This window comes from Mesorhizobium sp. B3-1-8 (assembly GCF_006439495.1).
GTDB lineage: Bacteria > Pseudomonadota > Alphaproteobacteria > Rhizobiales > Rhizobiaceae > Mesorhizobium.
On sequence record NZ_VFTK01000049.1, the window covers coordinates 12278 to 29436 of the forward strand.

The window sequence follows — 17159 nt, forward strand, 5'->3', positions numbered from 1 at the left end:
CACTATGCCCGATCGATGCGGGGCTGTGCGAGGCCAGAGGAGGTAATCCTTAGGGGCCGTTGCACTCGGCGCCCGGCGAGAGCCACATGCAGGGATGATGGCTGGCTGGCAACGGGCGAAATACTGGCTGCGCAATGCTTCCGGAACGAACTTCACGTTGGACGGCAAGCCGTTCTTCGTGACCGGCGTAAACAACCACTATCTGACCTACGGATCGCAGGACGAGGTCACCCGCGTTCTCGATGACGCGGTAGCGATGGGCGCCAATGTGGTCCGCATCTTCGTCCATCCGGTGATCGGGTCGCTCGATGGAAGCGTCGCTACGATCTGGGATTGGCGGCTTGAAGGCGATGCCAGCGTCGTGATCTGTGCCGACCACACTCGATCGTTCGGACGATTTGAACGACGACGCCGCGGCGGTGCGCCGCCGGACCATCGCCCGGTTTATCGAAGAGTTTGGGAACACATTGGCAGCTCAAGTCGGGAGAATTCCTAAATGCGTGTTGCGCAATCGGGTCCACCGATCGGCGTTGGCCAGGAAAGCCACGTCCGCAAGCCAAGTATCGGTCTCGCCCGCCGCAAACCTGACGTTGCCGCTGCCACAACCGGTCAGCCTGGATCGCGAACCGAGCAGCCCGAGGATGGCGTCGGCAGCGAGCGTCGGCAGATTTCCCCCACGATCTCGGTGATTATCTGTGCCTACACTGAGGAAAGATGGGAGCTGATGCTCCAGTCGGTGGCCTCGGCACAGGAGCAGACCTTGCAGCCCTGCGAGATCATCCTATGCGTCGATCAGCCCTTGTTTCGCCGTTGTGCCGCGCAGTGGGCTGATTTCGCCGCATCCACCCCCCCGGTACGGGTGATCCAGAACAAGCATGACGGGCATCTGGGGTCGGCCCGAAACACCGCAGCCGAAGCCGCTGCCGGAAATATCCTGGCGTTCCTGGATGACGATGCAGCGGCCGACAAGGACTGGCTCGAGATTCTCACCGCCCCGTACCAGGATGAGCGCATCGGCGCCGTCGGCGGGCGCCCCATACCTGTTTTCGAGACCGGCCGCCCGGCCTGGTTCCCTGTGCAGTTCGACTGGGTGTTCGGATGTGCTTATGATGGCCTTCCGACCGGCCGAGGCCCTTTGGCCCGCCTCATAGGAGCCAATATGTCGGTGCGGCGGATCCTCCTCGAGCAGGTGGGAGGGTTCCATTCCGACAGGCACGACGACATGGACATGTGCCACCGCGTGGCGCACATCAAGGGCAGTGACGCGGTCATCTATGAACCGGCGGCGACCGTCCGCCACTTCGTACCCGCCTCACGGGCGACCTGGAAGTACTTCTGGCGTCGCTGCTTCTTCGTCAACAAGGGGAAGGTCGAGGCCTTTGCCCAGATGGGCGACGCCGCCACGCTGAGTGCAGAGGCCCGTTTCGTCTGGCATGCGCTGACCAAGGGTGTGCCGAGGGAGATTTTGCAAGCGGCCAAGGGTGACGCCGCCGGACTGGCCCGGTCCGCAGCAATAGTCGCTGGCGTGGGGCTGGCCGCGGCAGGCCACGTCGCCGGCCGGATCGAGCTGGTGCGGCGCTTTCGCCGGCGGCGCCAACAGGCAACCAAGCAGATACTGGACACAGCCGCGCAAGGCGGTGGCCGCGGGAAGTAGATGCCGTCTTCGATAATCATTGGTTCGGGTCCGGCTGCAGCCGCCGCCGTGTTGGCGCTGTCCGAGAAACCGGACGAGAAGATAACCGTGTTCGATCCGGGCACCGTGCTGGAGGCGGAGACGCAGGAGGTGATCTCCAGGCTGTCCAAGCTGCGTGTCGACGACTGGGACGAGGAGGACGTCCGCCGGATCAGCCTGCAACCCAAGCGGCTCCAATCCGATTCGCTGCCTGAAAAGAGAAGCTACGGATCCGATTTCCCTTTTGCCAACAAGGGTCAGCTCGACGGCGTCCACTCCGAGGGTAGAGTCAACTCGGCTGTCATATCAAGCGCCTACGGGGGGTTCAGCAATGTTTGGGGGGCCCAGATCATGCCCTTCAGCGCCGCCACGTTGAAGGGATGGCCGTTCGACTTCTCGGATATGGAAGAGCACTATCGGACGATCCTGGGTCACATTCCTTTCGCTGGAGAGTCCGACGATCTCGAGGAGTGGTTCCCGCTCATCGGATCCCCGGACCCGCTTCCGCCGCTGGCGCCGCGCACGCAGATGGTCCTGGCCAACTACGACAGGCACCGCGATCGAGTGCGCTCCGCTGGAATAACGATAGGCCGCGCCCGGCTCGCCTTCTCGGCGCCCGAATGCCAGCCCTGCGGCCTATGCATGACCGGGTGCCCGCGGTCGCTGATCTTTTCGGCCTCGCACAGCTTCGATCGCTTCAGGCGCAGCGGGAGGATCGACTACCATAGCGGGCTGCTTGCGGTGCGAGTCGACCAGGAGGGCGCCACGGCCGTCGTGCAGGCCCGGGAGCTGTCCAGCGGCCGGATCCGGCGATTCACAGCCGACCGGGTCTTCGTGGGCTGCGGAGCAATCGGGACCACCCGGCTGATCCTGGGCTCGCTCGGATCTGGCCAGCCGGTACATCTTTCGGAATCGGCCCAGTTCGTTCTTCCAATGATGTCCATGAAGCCGACCCCCGACCCACGCACAAGGCGCGAGTTCACGCTCAACCAATTCACCATGGCCATCGTCCAGGACGACGAGGGCTTCGATGTCTCATTGATTCACTTCTATCCGTTCAACCAGGCATACCAAGATGCGCTTCCCGGCTTCCTCCAACACCGCGCTGCCGCCTTCGCAACGGATCGGCTCCTGAGCCGGTTGACGGTAGGCCTGGGCTACTTGCCATCCTGGGCGTCACCCAAGGTCCGGGTCAGCGCCCAGGTGTCCGCAGCTCCTGATGAGCTACCCCAGATCACCCTCACTTCGGAGGGCTTCAGCGAGGCCAAGGTCAGGGGCAAGAACGTGCCTCCGATGCTGCCTGACGTAATTAAGCGGATCCGCAAGGCTGCACCCTACCTTGACCTGTGGCCAGTCACGCCGCAGATGCTGTGGTCGGGCGGGGCCAAGAGCTACCACTTTGGCGGCAGCTTTCCCCATGCCAGAGAGCCGGATTGCGGACGTGCGACGACAGACCGCCTCGGGCGGCTGGCGCGCTGGGACCGGATCCATCTCATCGACGGATCGGTTTTCCCGAATGTTCCAGCTACCACCTTTACCCTGACTGTGATGGCCAATTCCCATCGCATCGCCTGCGAAGCGATGCAGCTGACGGGTTGAGCGTTCCATGCGGGTCGGTATCACCGGAGCCAACGGATATATCGGGACCATCCTGCGCGCCGCCTTCGCCGAAGAAGGGCATGAGGTCATCGGCTTCGCCCGTTCGAACCGGGTGACCTCCGAATCTGCCGCCGGCGTCGCCGAGTGGCGCCCATACGAGATCAGGCGCCCGCCATCGGGGGCTGCTCTCAGCGACCTGGATGTGCTCATCCACGGTGCATGGGACCTGACTCTCGTCAGCACCGGTGAAGTGTGGGGTGTCAATGTGTCCGGCTCGCAGCACCTGCTCCGCAATGCCGCCGACGCAGGGGTTCGCCGGGTCATTTTTATCTCCTCGATGTCCGCGTATAAGGGAACCCGGCAGTTGTACGGTCAGGCGAAACTGGCCTGCGAGCGCACGGCCAGCGGCCTGGGAGGTGTCTCCACCCGCCTCGGACTGGTGTACGGCCCCGGTTGGGGCGGGATGGCAGGCGCGCTCCGTAAGCTCACCAACCTGCCGATGACACCTCTCATCGGGGCACGTTCCCATCAGTTCACCGTGCATGAAGTGGATATGGCGGCCGCCATGGTGCGTATTGCCGAGTCGGACATGCCCCTGCCGGAACCAGTGGGGCTGGCCCATCCGGAACCGGTACCGTTTCGAAGGCTCATGCAAGAGATCGCAGCGTCACAAGGCAGAACATTGCGCGCCGCTCCCGTTCCCTGGCAGATCGTCAGTGGGGTCCTAAAGGCAGCTGAGACCCTGCATGTCCCCCTGCCCTTCCGATCCGACTCCATCCTTGGGCTTGTTCACCCGGCGGCGGAGGTTCCCGGCGTAGAACAGCTCAAGCAGCTCGGAATCGAGTTTCGGAGCTTCTCGCTGGGCCGCGACCGACCCTCATCAGGGACGTTGCGTCGATATCCCTGATCGAAGACCCGTCTCGATGCGCCAGCGACACGGACGGCGAAATTGTGCGGTTCGGCACGATCGCAAGGATCCGCGGCGTCGACATCTGCGCGAACTGCCGCGCACGCGCTTCGCGTGAACAGAGCGCCTCGACCGTCCTTGGGATGGTCGTTGGCGTCGCCGCAAAGGCAAGCGCGGTGCGATTCAGTCCGGATCTGCAAAATGGGGCTACTCCTGAGGAATGATCGCGGATCGGAGAGAACCATGCGATGCTTGAGAAAGACGCATGAGACGCATGACCTTAACGACGAGCGAAGAGCTTAACGCCCAGCTCGATCGAACTCCCGGCCCCAGCGAAAGCTTGCGCACTAGAGGAAGGCGCAATCCCATTGGCTGAATCGCGCGCTATTTTTGTATCGGGAGTTGCGGGCTTTGTAGGAAGCAGGCTTGCAAAGATCTTTGTTGATCGTGGATATCCGGTCTTTGGCTTTGACAACCTGTCGCGCGGTTCTCGCGAAAACCTGAACGAGCTTCTCACGCATGAGAGGTTTATTTTTGAGAAAGTGGATCTCTCAGACGCGGGTGCGGTGAGAAGCCGCTTTATGAATTGTCACAGACGCATTCCGATTTCCGAAGTCTGGCACATGGCTGCCAATTCGGACATTCCTGCGGGAATCGCCGATGCCTCTGTTGATCTACGCGATACCTTTCTGTCGACGTTCAACGTGTTGGACGCAATGAAGGAAGCGGGGGTTCCGTTCCTTGCTTTTGCATCCAGCTCAGCCGTGTACGGCGATTTGGGGGAGGCTCCGATTAGAGAGGATGTCGGGCCGCTGCTGCCGATTTCCAATTACGGTGCCATGAAGCTCGCGTCGGAAGCGCTAATCAGCGCTGCCGTCGAGAACTGGTTAGCTCGGGCGTTGATCTTTCGCTTTCCGAACGTGATCGGTGTCCCAGCAACACATGGTGTCATTCTGGATTTCGTCAGAAAGTTAAGGGTTTCACCAAGCAAGCTGAATGTTTTGGGATCGGGGCGGCAACGGAAGGCATATCTTCATGTCAATGATCTGATTGATGCGATTGTCTACTTGCGTGCAAACGCATCCGAGCGGCTTGGCTGCTACAATATCGGTCCTGAGGACAAAGGGGTAACCGTTAGCTTTATAGCGGAAACGACTGTCGAGGCTGTCGCACCGGGCGCGGGGATCGAATACGGATTTGAAGATCGCGGTTGGACGGGAGATGTTCCCCGATTTTCCTATGACATAGCAAAACTCCGTGCGCTCGGTTGGCGGCCCCAGCTTGGTTCGGCTGACGCTGTTCGAAAAGCCGTCGTAGAAATCGTGCGGCAGGAAGGACACCCGTGATGCAGGCCCAGGCCGTTGTACTTGCGGGTGGTCGAGGGACGCGGCTCAGGGGCCGGATAGGTGATTTGCCTAAGTCGTTGGCCAACATTGGTGGCAAGCCACTTCTTGAGCATCAAATCGTCCTCGCCAAGCAACACGGGATTGAGAGGATCTTGATCCTGGTGAACCACGCAGCCGAGCAAATCGTGGAGTTTTGCAATCAGCGCAAAAATTGGGGGATTGACGTTCGTTGCATAGATGACGGTGCGCCGCTTGGGACAGCTGGAGCAGTTTTGGCCGTTTTGGATCTGCTCGACGACGACTTCCTTACGATCTACGGCGACACGATGCTCGACATCGATCTGACCCGCTTTAAGTGCTTCCATGAAAAGCACAAGGCGGCGGCAACCGTCTTCACCCATCCGAATGATCACCCGCATGATTCCGATCTGATAGAAACGTCGGAAGACGGCGTGGTTACCGCGTTCCATCCATATCCACGCGACCCGGGTTGCTATTATCCAAACAAAGTCAGCGCGGCTCTTTACTACATTCGAAAACAAGCTCTTCTCCGTTGGCGCGCGGCAGCAACTCCGCTCGATTTCGGCAAGGACCTGTTTCCCGAAATGCTTCGGGCCGGCGCGGAAATCAGAAGCTATGGCAGCCCCGAGTACATAAAAGACGCGGGAACTCCGGCGAGACTCGACAAGGTTTGCGCCGACTTTGAATCGGGCCTCATAGCGCGGGCTTCACTCACCTCTCCGCAGAAAGCAGTCTTTTTGGACAGGGACGGGTGCATCAATGTTGACCATGGACACATCGATCGTCCCGAACGCTTCGAACTGATTGAGGGGGCCGCGGCCGCGATCGCCAGTTTCAACCGGGCCGAATACCGGACAATCGTCGTCACTAACCAACCCGTTGTGGCGAGGGGCGATTGCTCTGTACGAGACTTGCGGATGATCCATAACAAGATGGAGACTGAGCTTGGCCGCCGTGCAGCTTTTGTCGATGCCATCTATTTCTGCCCGCACCATCCAGACCGCGGCTTCATCGGTGAGGTGGAAGCGCTGAAGGTCCGCTGCAATTGCCGCAAACCTTCTACCGGGTTGGTTGATGAGGCGGTCCAAACATTCAATATCGATCGCAGTCAGTCCTGGATCATCGGCGATTCCTCTACGGACGTTGCTCTCGCAAAACGATCTGGCATCAGGTCGATCCTAGTCGAGACGGGCGCAGGCGGGTTGGACAGCAAGTATCATGTAATGCCCGATTATACCGTCTCGGACTTGTTCGAGGCTGCCAAGTTCATTCTCACTGGTCATCCGATCTTGATAGATACAGCATCTGATCTGATCGCGCATGTGAAGCCGGGGGACGTCTGTTTCGTGGGGGGCCTCTCCCGGAGCGGAAAGAGCGTCCTTTCCAGCGCTATCGCGGAGGTTCTTCGCGGGCGCGGCTTTGATGCGCAGGTCGTTGCTCTTGATCGCTGGATACGGTCCGTCGCCAATCGCGAACCAACGGTGATGGGTCGCTATGATGTGAGCGAGATCAGGAAGGTTCTAAGCCGCTTGGTGGGAGTTCGTTCTCGCGAGACGCACGATCTGCCCTACTACGAAAAGCTGGGCCGCATATCGCATCCGAAATCAGAAAAGATAACCATTTCTCCGGAAACCGTCCTGATCGTGGAAGGGGCCGTCGCTCTCTCGCTCTCCGATGTGGTTTTGCCCAGTCGTGCACACACGTTCTTCGTCGATATCGATGAGGAGCTGAGGAGGTGCCGAGTAACGCGAGAATACTCGCGGCGAGGTGTGGATCGAGAGGCTGCAGCGAGTATCTACCGTTCGCGCCAGGAGGATGAGGCACCGATCGTGCTGGCATCGCGAACGAGTGCCAATCATTGCGTCCGATTGCGGGCGATCGAGCTGATTGAGGCGGTCGGATGATTATCAGTCAGACGCCACTTCGAGTCAGCTTTGTGGGAGGTGGCAGCGATCTTCCTGCCTTCTATCGGCAGGAGGGTGGCGCCGTCCTAAGCGTTGCGATCGACAAGTACGTTTACGTTAACGTGAACCGTAAGTTCGATAACGGCACTCGAATCGCCTACTCAAAAACAGAAGAGGTAGAGAGCGTCGAGAATATCCAGCACCCAATTGTAAGAGCTACGATGGAATACCTCGGGATTCGCGGAGGTGTCGAGATAACAACCATCGCCGATATTCCATCGATGGGAACAGGACTTGGATCATCGAGCTCTTTTACTGTTGGCCTTCTGCATGCGCTGAACGCGTTTCGGGGGCAGTATGTTTCGAAGGCAAAGCTCGGTGCTGACAGTTGTTGCATAGAGATCGAACTTTGTGGCGCGCCCATTGGAAGGCAAGATCAATACGCCGCCGCCTTCGGCGGGTTGAATCTTATCGAGTTTCACTCTGATGATCGCGTCTCGGTGTCGCCGCTGATATGCCCACGTGATTTTATCGCTTCCATCGAGAAGCAAGTTCTTGTGTTTTACACCGGCATGACGCGCAGCGCGTCAGACATTCTCGTCCGACAATCGGAGGGCATCGCAAGGGCACCGGACAAGCGAAAAGCGCTGAGGCAGATGGTCGAGCTCACGTACCGCCTTCGTGATGAACTGCATCGATGTAACCTCAACGCCTTCGGCGAAATCCTCCACGAGAACTGGCTCTTAAAAAAGAGCCTCTCCGAAGAAATCACGAACGATGCGATCGATGGCTGGTACCGAGCTGCGTTACGGGCAGGTGCCACGGGCGGCAAGCTACTCGGAGCAGGCGCAGGAGGTTTTCTCCTGTTCTTCGCGCCTCTCGACCGCCACGACGCAATCAAAGTGGCTCTCGGGGAGCTAAAGCACTTTCCTGTGAAGTTTGACTTCGCCGGTAGTCGCATCGTTCATTATCAACCAACATCGGAGGCCACCCAATGAAACATTTTGGCGGCAGTGCTCAATCAACCGACATCCGAGCCAACCCAAAAAATCTTGACGGCAGCGCTCAAGCTTATTTCAAGAAACTCGAGATCGTCCTGGCTTCGTTAGACCACCAAAGCTTCGATAATGCAGTGGCCTTGGTCGCGCAGGCACAAGAGGACGGCAAGCAGATAATCACGCTTGGAAATGGTGGCAGTTCACTCACGGCGCTACATTTCATTACGGATTGGAATAAGAGCATCTATCTCTCTACGAAGCTTCCTTTTCGTGGCCGAACGCTGGTCGACAATGTGGGCCTCACATTCGCGTACGCGAACGATGTTTCTTTCCAAGATGTGTTCGTCGAGCAGCTGAAGAACATCCTGAACGAGGGCGACCTGGTTATCGCAATTTCGGGAAGCGGAAACTCAGAAAACGTTTTGCGCGCTGTTCGATACGCCAATGATCATGGCGCAGTTACGTTAGGGCTTTGTGGATATGGCGGAGGAACACTCCGGCAGATCGCCCAACACGTGGTTTGGGTCAATGTGAATGACATGCAACTAGCGGAAGATATACATTCTATGTTCGGGCATGTCGTTATGCAGCGTCTTTGTTCTGCAAGTACACAGAAGTGGAGCGATCGGCGACAACAGCGCCGCGCTGCTGGAGGTCTCAATACAAATGGAACTGGCGCCGAGACGAACTGGCAATCCTGATCGAGAACAAGCGATGCAGCACTATCGGCTCTACGTTCTGGACGAACGCGGCCAGTTCAAGGGCGGGATCAACCTTGCCTGCATAGACGACGTTGCGGCGAAAGAGCAGGCCAGGCGGTTAGCAGAGGGCCATGAGGTGGAGCTTTGGCGATTGGTTGCGCGGTTCAAATTTGACAATCCGCGGGGCGGTCCCGGGGCGACGAAGCGCCCTCGCGCCGTAGCGCCACGTTCCAGCCATTTCAACAAGCCACCCAAGCGATCGCACTCTCCCCTTGGATGCGGTTGCACGTCTTGGCGCTGTTCAGATCTTGAAAAACACGATGTCGATGAGGCATCGTTGGCGTTGCGATTGAACGGCTGTCCAGCGCTATAGAGACCGCGCCCGATAACGGTGCCAGGCATTCCGCCTTCGATCATTGAAAGCGGATGACGCGGGCATCGCCGCTGTGTGTTGGCGACGTCGCTCGGCAACACGTGTAGAGACTGGAGCGTGATCAACGCCGCAACGGCTGACCTCGGCCAAGCGCATCGGCGCGCCAACGGTGGTCGAACATCCGGGTCGGCAGCTCCAGCAATAGGCTCGACGGCTCGTCCGCCATGCAGCATCGGAAGACAATCCCGCCCACCCCTCTCGACGACCTCAAATGCGAACGGCCCGCTCGAACCAACGGGCGCCCAGCGAGCGCGACATCTCAGCGGACGGACACGGTTTTGGTAGGGCGTCCGGAAGGCTGTCTCGGTGCGGCCGTTCGATCACTTTCTATATTAGGATGTGTTTATAAGTTACATTAGGAATGTGTTAACAATACCGCACCGAGCCTCATTCTCGCCGCAAATGGTAGTATGGTCGCTCATGTCACGTACATCGTCCTCAAGTGATCAATTCACGCTGGTACAGATGGTGTGCGTGCGTAAATTAGAATGCGGAAATGCCTGTGTTTGCTTAGGGGCGCGGGTGGAATGAAAACAAAAAAAGACGCAATGAACTAAGGAACTGCTGTGCTTATACTAGATAGCACGCTCGGTGGCACGTCCGCCGAGAGGGATGCGCTCAACTTTTATCCGGCTGCGGCTCAAACCGTTGAACTCCTTTCGCGCGTTGGTAGCGACACCGTTTATGGGCTCAAAGGCGAGCGCCTGACGAGCATTTCCGTCGACAAAAGTCGCCTTCGATGGTGGGTTCAACGTTGAGCTCGCTCGACCAGGATGTCTGGGGCGAGGACATCCAAATCTCCGCTACTTTGTAATCAGTCCGCGTTGTCTAGCTGCGAGTTTGAAATCCGTTCGCGTTGCCTGGCTGCGAGCTTGAAATCAGTTCGTTGCCTAGCTGCGAACATGCGACATGTCGCGCACTTGGCGATGCGCGGCAGTGGAATTCTCTGTTTTCAACGCCAAAGAAGGATCACGGAATGGCTCTCTCCGCACCCGTAGGCTTTGCCTCTAGCGACCTCGTCTATCAGGAAAACTTCTCCGGTACGGCGCTCGGCAGCGATTGGCACACCTACATCACAAGCAAAGCCGCCAACGGCTGGCCATGGAATACCAACGGGTCGGGAGGAAGTACGCCGGGCGGCCCGTATAATGCCGACTACGATGTGCCGAGCCAGGTGTCCGTGAGCAACGGGACCTTGGATCTCACGGCGATCCGACAATCCATCAGCGGTGTCAATCAGGGGGGGACGGCACAGACATTCCCGGTCACGTCCGGCGCCGTCAGCAGCTACGGCAACTTCGAATTCAACGGGGGCTACCTTCAGATCAGTATGAAGGCGCCGAGCGGCGACGGCGCATGGCCGGGCCTTTGGCTGATGCCCGGCAATGGCTCGGGCAGCGGCGACAATTTCGAGCTCGATATACAGGAGGGTGGATTTACCGGTTCGGGACCGGCGGACCAGAATTTCTCCTGGCACCTCCACGGGCCGTCAGGGTGGGTCGGCGACACCATCGACAGCGGCATCGACCTCACGGCCGGCTTCCACACCTACGGCATCTACTGGGATCCTGGCAAATCGATCACCTGGTATCTCGACGGGAAGCAGATGGCGCAAGTGACCAGCGCACAGGTCGCGATCCCGGATGAACCGATGCAATTGATGATGAACAATGGGGTCGCGAATTCGAACGCGTCCGGATGGCATACGGCGCTGGATAGCTCGACCCCTTCGTCGATGCAGATGCAGATCGACCAGGTCCAGCTCTATCAAAAAGCGGGCAGCGGCGACACCGTCACGGGTGCCAATGTCAGTCCCCAGACGATATCGTCAACCTCCACGACGCCGTCAACGACCCAGCCGGCAGTGACGCAGCCGGCAGTGACCCAGCCGGCGGTGACGCAGCCGGCAGTGACGCAGGTCGCCGCTTCACCGGCAACGGGGATCGAGCATACCGGCGATGCCATCACGTTGACGGTCGGCTTTAACAAGGCGGTGACCGTCACGGGTACGCCTGCACTGTCGCTCAATGACGGCGGAACGGCCAGCTATGTCGGCGGCTCGGGCACGAACGCGCTCACCTTCCGCACCACCGTCGCGCCGACGGACACGAATACCTCGGCGCTCGCCATTACCGGAGTCAATCTTCCGAGCGGCGCGAGCATCAAGGATGCATCTGGTATTGCGGCGAATCTCTCGGGCGCAGTGAAGACGTTCTCCGGTCTCCAGATCGATCCGGTCTTGCCGGCGGTGACGCAGGCCACAGCCTCGCCGGGAACCGGTACCGAGCACGTTGGAGACGCGGTCACGCTGACACTCGGCTTCAACGAGGCAGTGGCGGTATCGGGCACGCCGACGCTATCTCTCAACAATGGCGCGACCGCCACCTATGTGGGCGGCTCCGGAACGGGCGCGCTCAACTTTCGCACAACTGTCGCGTCGACGGACACCAATACCTCGGCGCTCGCCATCACCGGGGTCAATCTGCCGAACGGTGCGAGCATCAAGGACGCGAGCGGTGTCGCTGCTAATCTTGCGCGCGCGGTGAAGACGTTCTCCGGTCTCCATGTCGCGACGTCATCGACAGCCCCATCGACCCCAACCACAACGCCAACGACGCCAACGACCCCAGCCACTCCAACCACACCACCATCGATCGCGCCGGTCCTCACCATCGCGGATCCCACGCTCAACGTGAGCGGGCTGGGCGGTACGGTCGACCTAGGGGTCAAGGTGACAACGACCGACCCCAACGATGTCGTGACCGTGAAGGTGACGGGCTTGCCGAGGTACGAGAGGATCACCGACAAACTCGACGGCAAGACGTTTGCCGGCAAGAACATCACCTTGACGGCCGCGCAGGTCGACAGCGGATTGACGCTGCAATCGAACTATAAGGGCGCGGCTCATCCGGTGGCGACACTCACGCTGACTGCAACGGCGAAGGATCCGGTCACCGGCGCCGTCGCGACAGCCTCGCCGCGGACCATCGCCGTAACGGATCCTCGGCCTGCGGCCACCACGACTTCGCCGCGGGTGATCGCCCAGACGGATCATGAGCATGCTCCCGCTACGTCGCTAGGGTCCTCGGCAACCCGGGGCCTTGCGCTGCTGCACGAGCATAAGAACCTGGTCGCCGGCCCCACTACGACCTTTGCGCCGCGAAACAGTGCCATGGCGGATCATCCGCTTGCGACCGGCACAGCCACGGCGTCCCTGGCAAGCCAGAGTTTTGCGGTGCTGAACCAGTACCTGGCCGGCCACTCGGGCCACGTCGACCCCGGTCAGATCGTGGCGTCCTTGTCGAATGGAGCCAACTGGAATCACGACTCGTACCTGACCAGACCGCAACATTGATCGCCTCCGCACCCAGGGGCTGAAGCCCCTGGGTGCGGCACCGTCAAGTTTGTGCTGAGAAGGAACATCGAACGCGGACGCGTATCCGCGAAGGGTTAAGCCGGAATGGCGATGCAGAACGAGAATGCCCACGCCGCAGACTTTGGATTTCGAGCCTTGGCTCTGTTCCTTCGCTTTCATGGCGTAAACGCTAAGCCCGACCAGATCCGCGATCGCTGTGGCGGCGGCGGTGCAATCGGCATCCGCGCGATGCTTCGTTGCGCCCGAGAGTTCGGGCTTAAGGTCGGTTCGCGCAAGACACGGTGGAAACAACTTGCGGGTATCCGGTTGCCCGGCATCGCTTCACTGCATGATGGCGGATTTCTGCTTCTCGGAAAGGTCAGCGACAAAGGCGCGGTTGTGCTGCATCCGCCCTCGTCAAATGCGAAGCTGATCACCCGCGCGGAATTCGAAGCAATTTGGGACGGCCGTTTGATCTTGGCTGGATCACAGAGCATTGCGCAGCGGGCGCTTCATGCCCTTATTGGCCGTGGGCGTGATCTGGCACGGCGCGCCTGCGATATCTTGATGCGTGCTCGTTTCGCCGATCAAGGCGATAAGGCCGCCCAGGCGGCGAGCACTGCATCTGAGAGCGGCGATGACTCAGGGCTCATCGCCTTGGCGATATTGCTGCGTTGCCATGGCATCGCGGCCGAGCCTGACCAAATCCGGCATCGCATGGGCGCGGCGCGAGTGGGTGTTACCGAAGTCCTGCGCTGTGCAAAAGATTTCGGACTCAAGGCTCGGGCACAGAGGACGAGCTGGAATCGGCTTGCGATTACTCCGCTGCCGGGAATCGCCGTGCTTCGGGACGGTGGATTCCTGATCCTCGGCAAAGTCGTCGACGACAAGCTCCTCGTTCAGCGCCCATCGTCGCCGCAACCCATTACAATGACCCGGGCCGAACTTGAGTCCATCTGGGACGGCGACATCATCCTGATGACCCGGCGCGCAGCCCTGACGGACCTGTCCCGGCGGTTTGACATCGGCTGGTTTCTCGGCGCGGTCCACAAGTACCGCCATCTTCTCGGCGAAGTGCTGATCGCGTCATTCTTCCTTCAGATCTTTGCCCTCATCTCGCCGCTGTTCTTCCAGGTGGTCATCGACAAGGTGCTCGTGCATCGAAGCATGAGCACGCTCGACGTCCTGGTCGCGGGCCTTATCGCGCTGACCGTTTTCGAAACTGTTCTCGGCACGCTGCGCGTCTATCTGTTCGCGCACACGACGAACCGCATCGACGTCGAACTCGGCGCCCGGCTGTTTCGTCACCTGATGGCGTTGCCGATCGCATATTTCCAGACACGCCGCGTCGGGGATTCGGTCGCACGCGTCCGCGAGCTCGAGAATATCCGGCAGTTCCTGACGAGCTCGGCGCTCACGCTTGTCATCGATCTCGTCTTCACCGTCGTTTTCATTGCGGTGATGTTCTATTACACGACTCCGTTGACGCTGATCGTCCTGTCGTCGTTCCCATTCTACATCGGCATTTCCGCAGGAGCTGCGCCGCTGTTTCGCCGGCGCCTTGATGAGAAGTTCGATCGCGGCTCGGAGAACCAAGCTTTCCTGGTCGAGACCGTCACGGGCGTTGAGACGTTGAAGGCCATGGCGGTCGAGCCGCAGATGCAGCGCCGCTGGGAGGAACAGCTCGCCGCCTATGTGACCGCAAGCTTCCGCGTGCTCAGCCTGAACAATACGGCGAGCCAGGCGGTGCAGATGATCAACAAGCTGGTCGTCGCCGCAACCCTTTACTTCGGCGCCAAGCTCGTGATCGGCGGCGACCTGACCGTCGGCGAACTCGTCGCATTCAATATGCTGGCCGCGCGCGTGAGCATGCCTGTGCTGCGGCTCGCGCAGATCTGGCAGGATTTCCATCAGGCCCGCCTGTCGATCGATCGTCTCGGCGATATCCTCAACACCATTCCCGAGCCAAGCTTCAATCCTGGCCGCGCCGCACTGCCGGCGATCCGCGGGCAGGTGACATTCGAGCACGCGACTTTCCGCTACCGAGTCGACGGCCCCGAGGTGCTGCACGATGTATCGTTCAGCGTCGAGTCCGGTCAGGTCATCGGCATCGTGGGCTCCTCGGGCTCCGGCAAGAGCACCATCGCCAAGCTGATACAGCGGCTTTATGTGCCGGAGAGTGGACGCGTGCTGGTCGATGGCGTCGATCTGGCGATGGTCGACCTAACCTGGCTTCGACGCCAGATCGGCGTAGTCTTGCAAGAGAACGTGCTCTTCAACCGATCCATTCGCGAGAACATCGCGCTCGCTGATCCGGCTATGCCCATGGAGCGCGTCATTGCAGCGGCCTCGCTTGCCGGCGCTCACGATTTCATCCTGGAGCTGCCCGAGGGCTATGACACCATCGTGGGCGAACGCGGCAGCAGTCTTTCCGGCGGGCAACGCCAGCGTGTCGCAATCGCCCGGGCACTCATTACCGATCCGCGCATCCTCATCCTCGATGAGGCGACCAGCGCCCTGGATTACGAAAGCGAGCGCGCCATTCAGCAGAACATGAAACGAATTTCTGCCGGCCGAACCGTCTTCGTCATCGCTCATCGGCTCTCGACCGTGCGCCACGCGAACCGGATCATCACGATCGAGCATGGACGCATCGTCGAGGATGGCACCCATGATGACCTAATCCGCTCGAACGGGCGCTACGCAAACCTCCACTATCTGCAAGCTGGCATCCATGACGTCCGCTAGCCGAAACATCGTCCCATTTCCGAGAGCCCAAGTTCGCCGCCGGGAGCACGAAGTTGCGTTCCTGCCGGCAGCGCTCGAAATCACCGAAACGCCGCCGTCACCGATCGGCCGCGCGATCGCGGCGAGCATCGTCGCTGTCTTCTGCGTCGCGCTGGTGTGGGCATCGTTGGGCAGCATCGATATCGTCGCAACCGCAACGGGCAAGATCGTGCCAGACGGGCGCAGCAAGCTGATTCAGCCATTCGAGACGGGCGTTGTCCGCGCCATCAACGTACGCGATGGACAGAGCGTGAAGGCCGGCGACGTGCTGATCGAGCTGGACCCGACCATGACGGAAGCCGACCAGGAGCGCCAGAAGAGCGATCTTCTTTCGGCCGAACTCGACGTCGCCCGGCTGCGCGCGGCGCTCGCGGAGGATCCGCTCGCGGCCTTCCGGCCGCCGCAGGGCGCGGGCGCCGGGGAGATCGAGATGCATCGTCAATTTCTGATCAGTCAGGTCGCCGAACAGAACGCCAAGCTCGCGGAGATCGAGCGCCAGCAGAATCAGAGGGAAGCAGAACGATCGACTACCTTGGCAAGCGTCGCGAAGCTCCAGGCGACGACGCCCGTGCTGCAGGAGCGAGTCGACATTCGCAAGAAGCTCGTCGACAACGCGCTTGCTTCGAAGGTCGACTATCTCTCCGAGTATCAGGAGTTGGTCAGCCTTCAGCAGGATCTCAACCTGCAGCAGAGCCGGCTGCGCGAAGCCGATGCAGCCATCGCGGTGCTAAGGGAGACGAAGGAAAAGACCGCCGCGGAGTATCGGCGCGCGACCTATGACGCACTCGCGAAAGCCGACCAAAGGGTTGAGAGTGCCGAGCAGGAGGAGATCAAGGCAGAGCAGCGCACGAAGCTCCAACGATTGACCGCGCCGGTCGACGGCGTCGTGCAACAACTCGCCATTCACACGGTGGGAGGCGTGGTTACGCCTGCTCAGCCACTGGCCGTGGTGGTTCCGAGCGAGAGCCATCTCGAAATCGAAGCCATGCTCTCCAACCGAGATATCGGATTCGTCCACCCGGGACAGAAGACGGAAATCAAGGTCGACACATTCAACTTCACCCGCTACGGGCTTCTTCATGGAGAAGTGCTCAGCGTGTCACCGGACGCCATACCTCGCGAGAGGCAGAGCGATTCGAACGACCGCGTATCGGGCGCAGAGCAGAGCGACAGTGAGCCGAGGGGTCAGGAACTGGAATATGCCGCGCGCGTTTCGCTTGACCGTGCGTACATGCAGGTGGACGACAAGCTCGTCAAGCTCGGTCCGGGCATGGCGGTGACGATCGAGATCAAGACCGGCGCGCGCAGTATCATCGGCTACTTTCTCTCGCCGCTGGCGAAATACAAGCAGGAAGCGCTGCGAGACCGTTAAAAAGCGCACGAGACATCCTTGCGGCCGTCGGCAGGCATGCTTCAATTGTATGAGGGGGTGTGAA

10 protein-coding genes and 1 pseudogene are annotated in these 17159 nt (G+C 60.1%); all 11 read left to right on the forward strand.

What is annotated here, in order from left to right:
- Window positions 1–151: 151 nt before the first annotated feature.
- Window positions 152–358: pseudogene (locus tag FJ424_RS30315) on the forward strand (beta-mannosidase); the annotation flags it as partial.
- Between the two features lie 138 nt (window positions 359–496).
- On the forward strand, window positions 497–1654 hold the full coding sequence (locus tag FJ424_RS30320) for a glycosyltransferase (protein ID WP_140659325.1): 1158 nt from the start codon (window positions 497–499) through the stop codon (window positions 1652–1654).
- A 48-nt stretch (window positions 1655–1702) separates the two neighbouring features.
- Window positions 1703–3271, forward strand: coding sequence for a GMC family oxidoreductase (locus FJ424_RS30325; RefSeq protein WP_210239448.1), 1569 nt, complete (start codon window positions 1703–1705; stop codon window positions 3269–3271).
- Window positions 3272–3278: 7 nt separating this feature from the next.
- Window positions 3279–4178: an NAD(P)-dependent oxidoreductase gene (locus FJ424_RS30330; protein WP_140659323.1), complete on the forward strand. Its 900-nt coding sequence runs from the start codon at window positions 3279–3281 to the stop codon at window positions 4176–4178.
- Window positions 4179–4546: 368 nt separating this feature from the next.
- Window positions 4547–5524 (forward strand): NAD-dependent epimerase/dehydratase family protein, encoded by a 978-nt coding sequence (locus FJ424_RS30335; RefSeq protein WP_210239449.1) that lies wholly within the window; start codon window positions 4547–4549, stop codon window positions 5522–5524.
- Entirely contained in the window at window positions 5524–7449 is a 1926-nt protein-coding gene (locus FJ424_RS30340; RefSeq protein WP_181182216.1) for an HAD-IIIA family hydrolase, read from the forward strand. Before FJ424_RS30335 ends, FJ424_RS30340 begins: the two co-directional genes overlap by 1 nt.
- Window positions 7446–8447 carry a GHMP kinase gene (locus FJ424_RS30345; protein ID WP_140659320.1) on the forward strand — a complete coding sequence of 334 codons (1002 nt, stop codon included), beginning with the start codon at window positions 7446–7448 and terminating at the stop codon, window positions 8445–8447. The genes FJ424_RS30340 and FJ424_RS30345 overlap by 4 nt, the downstream gene beginning before the upstream one ends.
- The gene (locus FJ424_RS30350; RefSeq protein WP_140659319.1) at window positions 8444–9148 is read left to right on the forward strand and encodes an SIS domain-containing protein; all 705 of its coding nucleotides are present in this window, start codon (window positions 8444–8446) and stop codon (window positions 9146–9148) included. Before FJ424_RS30345 ends, FJ424_RS30350 begins: the two co-directional genes overlap by 4 nt.
- Before the next feature lie 1409 nt (window positions 9149–10557).
- On the forward strand, window positions 10558–12936 hold the full coding sequence (locus FJ424_RS30360) for a glycoside hydrolase family 16 protein (RefSeq protein WP_140659317.1): 2379 nt from the start codon (window positions 10558–10560) through the stop codon (window positions 12934–12936).
- A gap of 105 nt (window positions 12937–13041) precedes the next feature.
- Window positions 13042–15684: a type I secretion system permease/ATPase gene (locus FJ424_RS30365; RefSeq protein WP_181182215.1), complete on the forward strand. Its 2643-nt coding sequence runs from the start codon at window positions 13042–13044 to the stop codon at window positions 15682–15684.
- The gene (locus FJ424_RS30370; protein ID WP_140659316.1) at window positions 15671–17095 is read left to right on the forward strand and encodes an HlyD family type I secretion periplasmic adaptor subunit; all 1425 of its coding nucleotides are present in this window, start codon (window positions 15671–15673) and stop codon (window positions 17093–17095) included. Before FJ424_RS30365 ends, FJ424_RS30370 begins: the two co-directional genes overlap by 14 nt.
- Window positions 17096–17159: the final 64 nt, after the last annotated feature.

What these genes read in the sequence shown, in the direction of transcription:
- FJ424_RS30365 (WP_181182215.1), top strand. Translation starts at nt 13,042, where the DNA reads ATGGCGATGCAGAACGAGAATGCCCACGCCGCAGACTTTGGATTTCGA.
- FJ424_RS30360 (WP_140659317.1), top strand. Translation starts at nt 10,558, where the DNA reads ATGGCTCTCTCCGCACCCGTAGGCTTTGCCTCTAGCGACCTCGTCTAT.
- FJ424_RS30345 (WP_140659320.1), top strand. Translation starts at nt 7,446, where the DNA reads ATGATTATCAGTCAGACGCCACTTCGAGTCAGCTTTGTGGGAGGTGGC.
- FJ424_RS30350 (WP_140659319.1), top strand. Translation starts at nt 8,444, where the DNA reads ATGAAACATTTTGGCGGCAGTGCTCAATCAACCGACATCCGAGCCAAC.
- FJ424_RS30320 (WP_140659325.1), top strand. Translation starts at nt 497, where the DNA reads ATGCGTGTTGCGCAATCGGGTCCACCGATCGGCGTTGGCCAGGAAAGC.
- FJ424_RS30370 (WP_140659316.1), top strand. Translation starts at nt 15,671, where the DNA reads ATGACGTCCGCTAGCCGAAACATCGTCCCATTTCCGAGAGCCCAAGTT.
- FJ424_RS30330 (WP_140659323.1), top strand. Translation starts at nt 3,279, where the DNA reads ATGCGGGTCGGTATCACCGGAGCCAACGGATATATCGGGACCATCCTG.
- FJ424_RS30340 (WP_181182216.1), top strand. Translation starts at nt 5,524, where the DNA reads ATGCAGGCCCAGGCCGTTGTACTTGCGGGTGGTCGAGGGACGCGGCTC.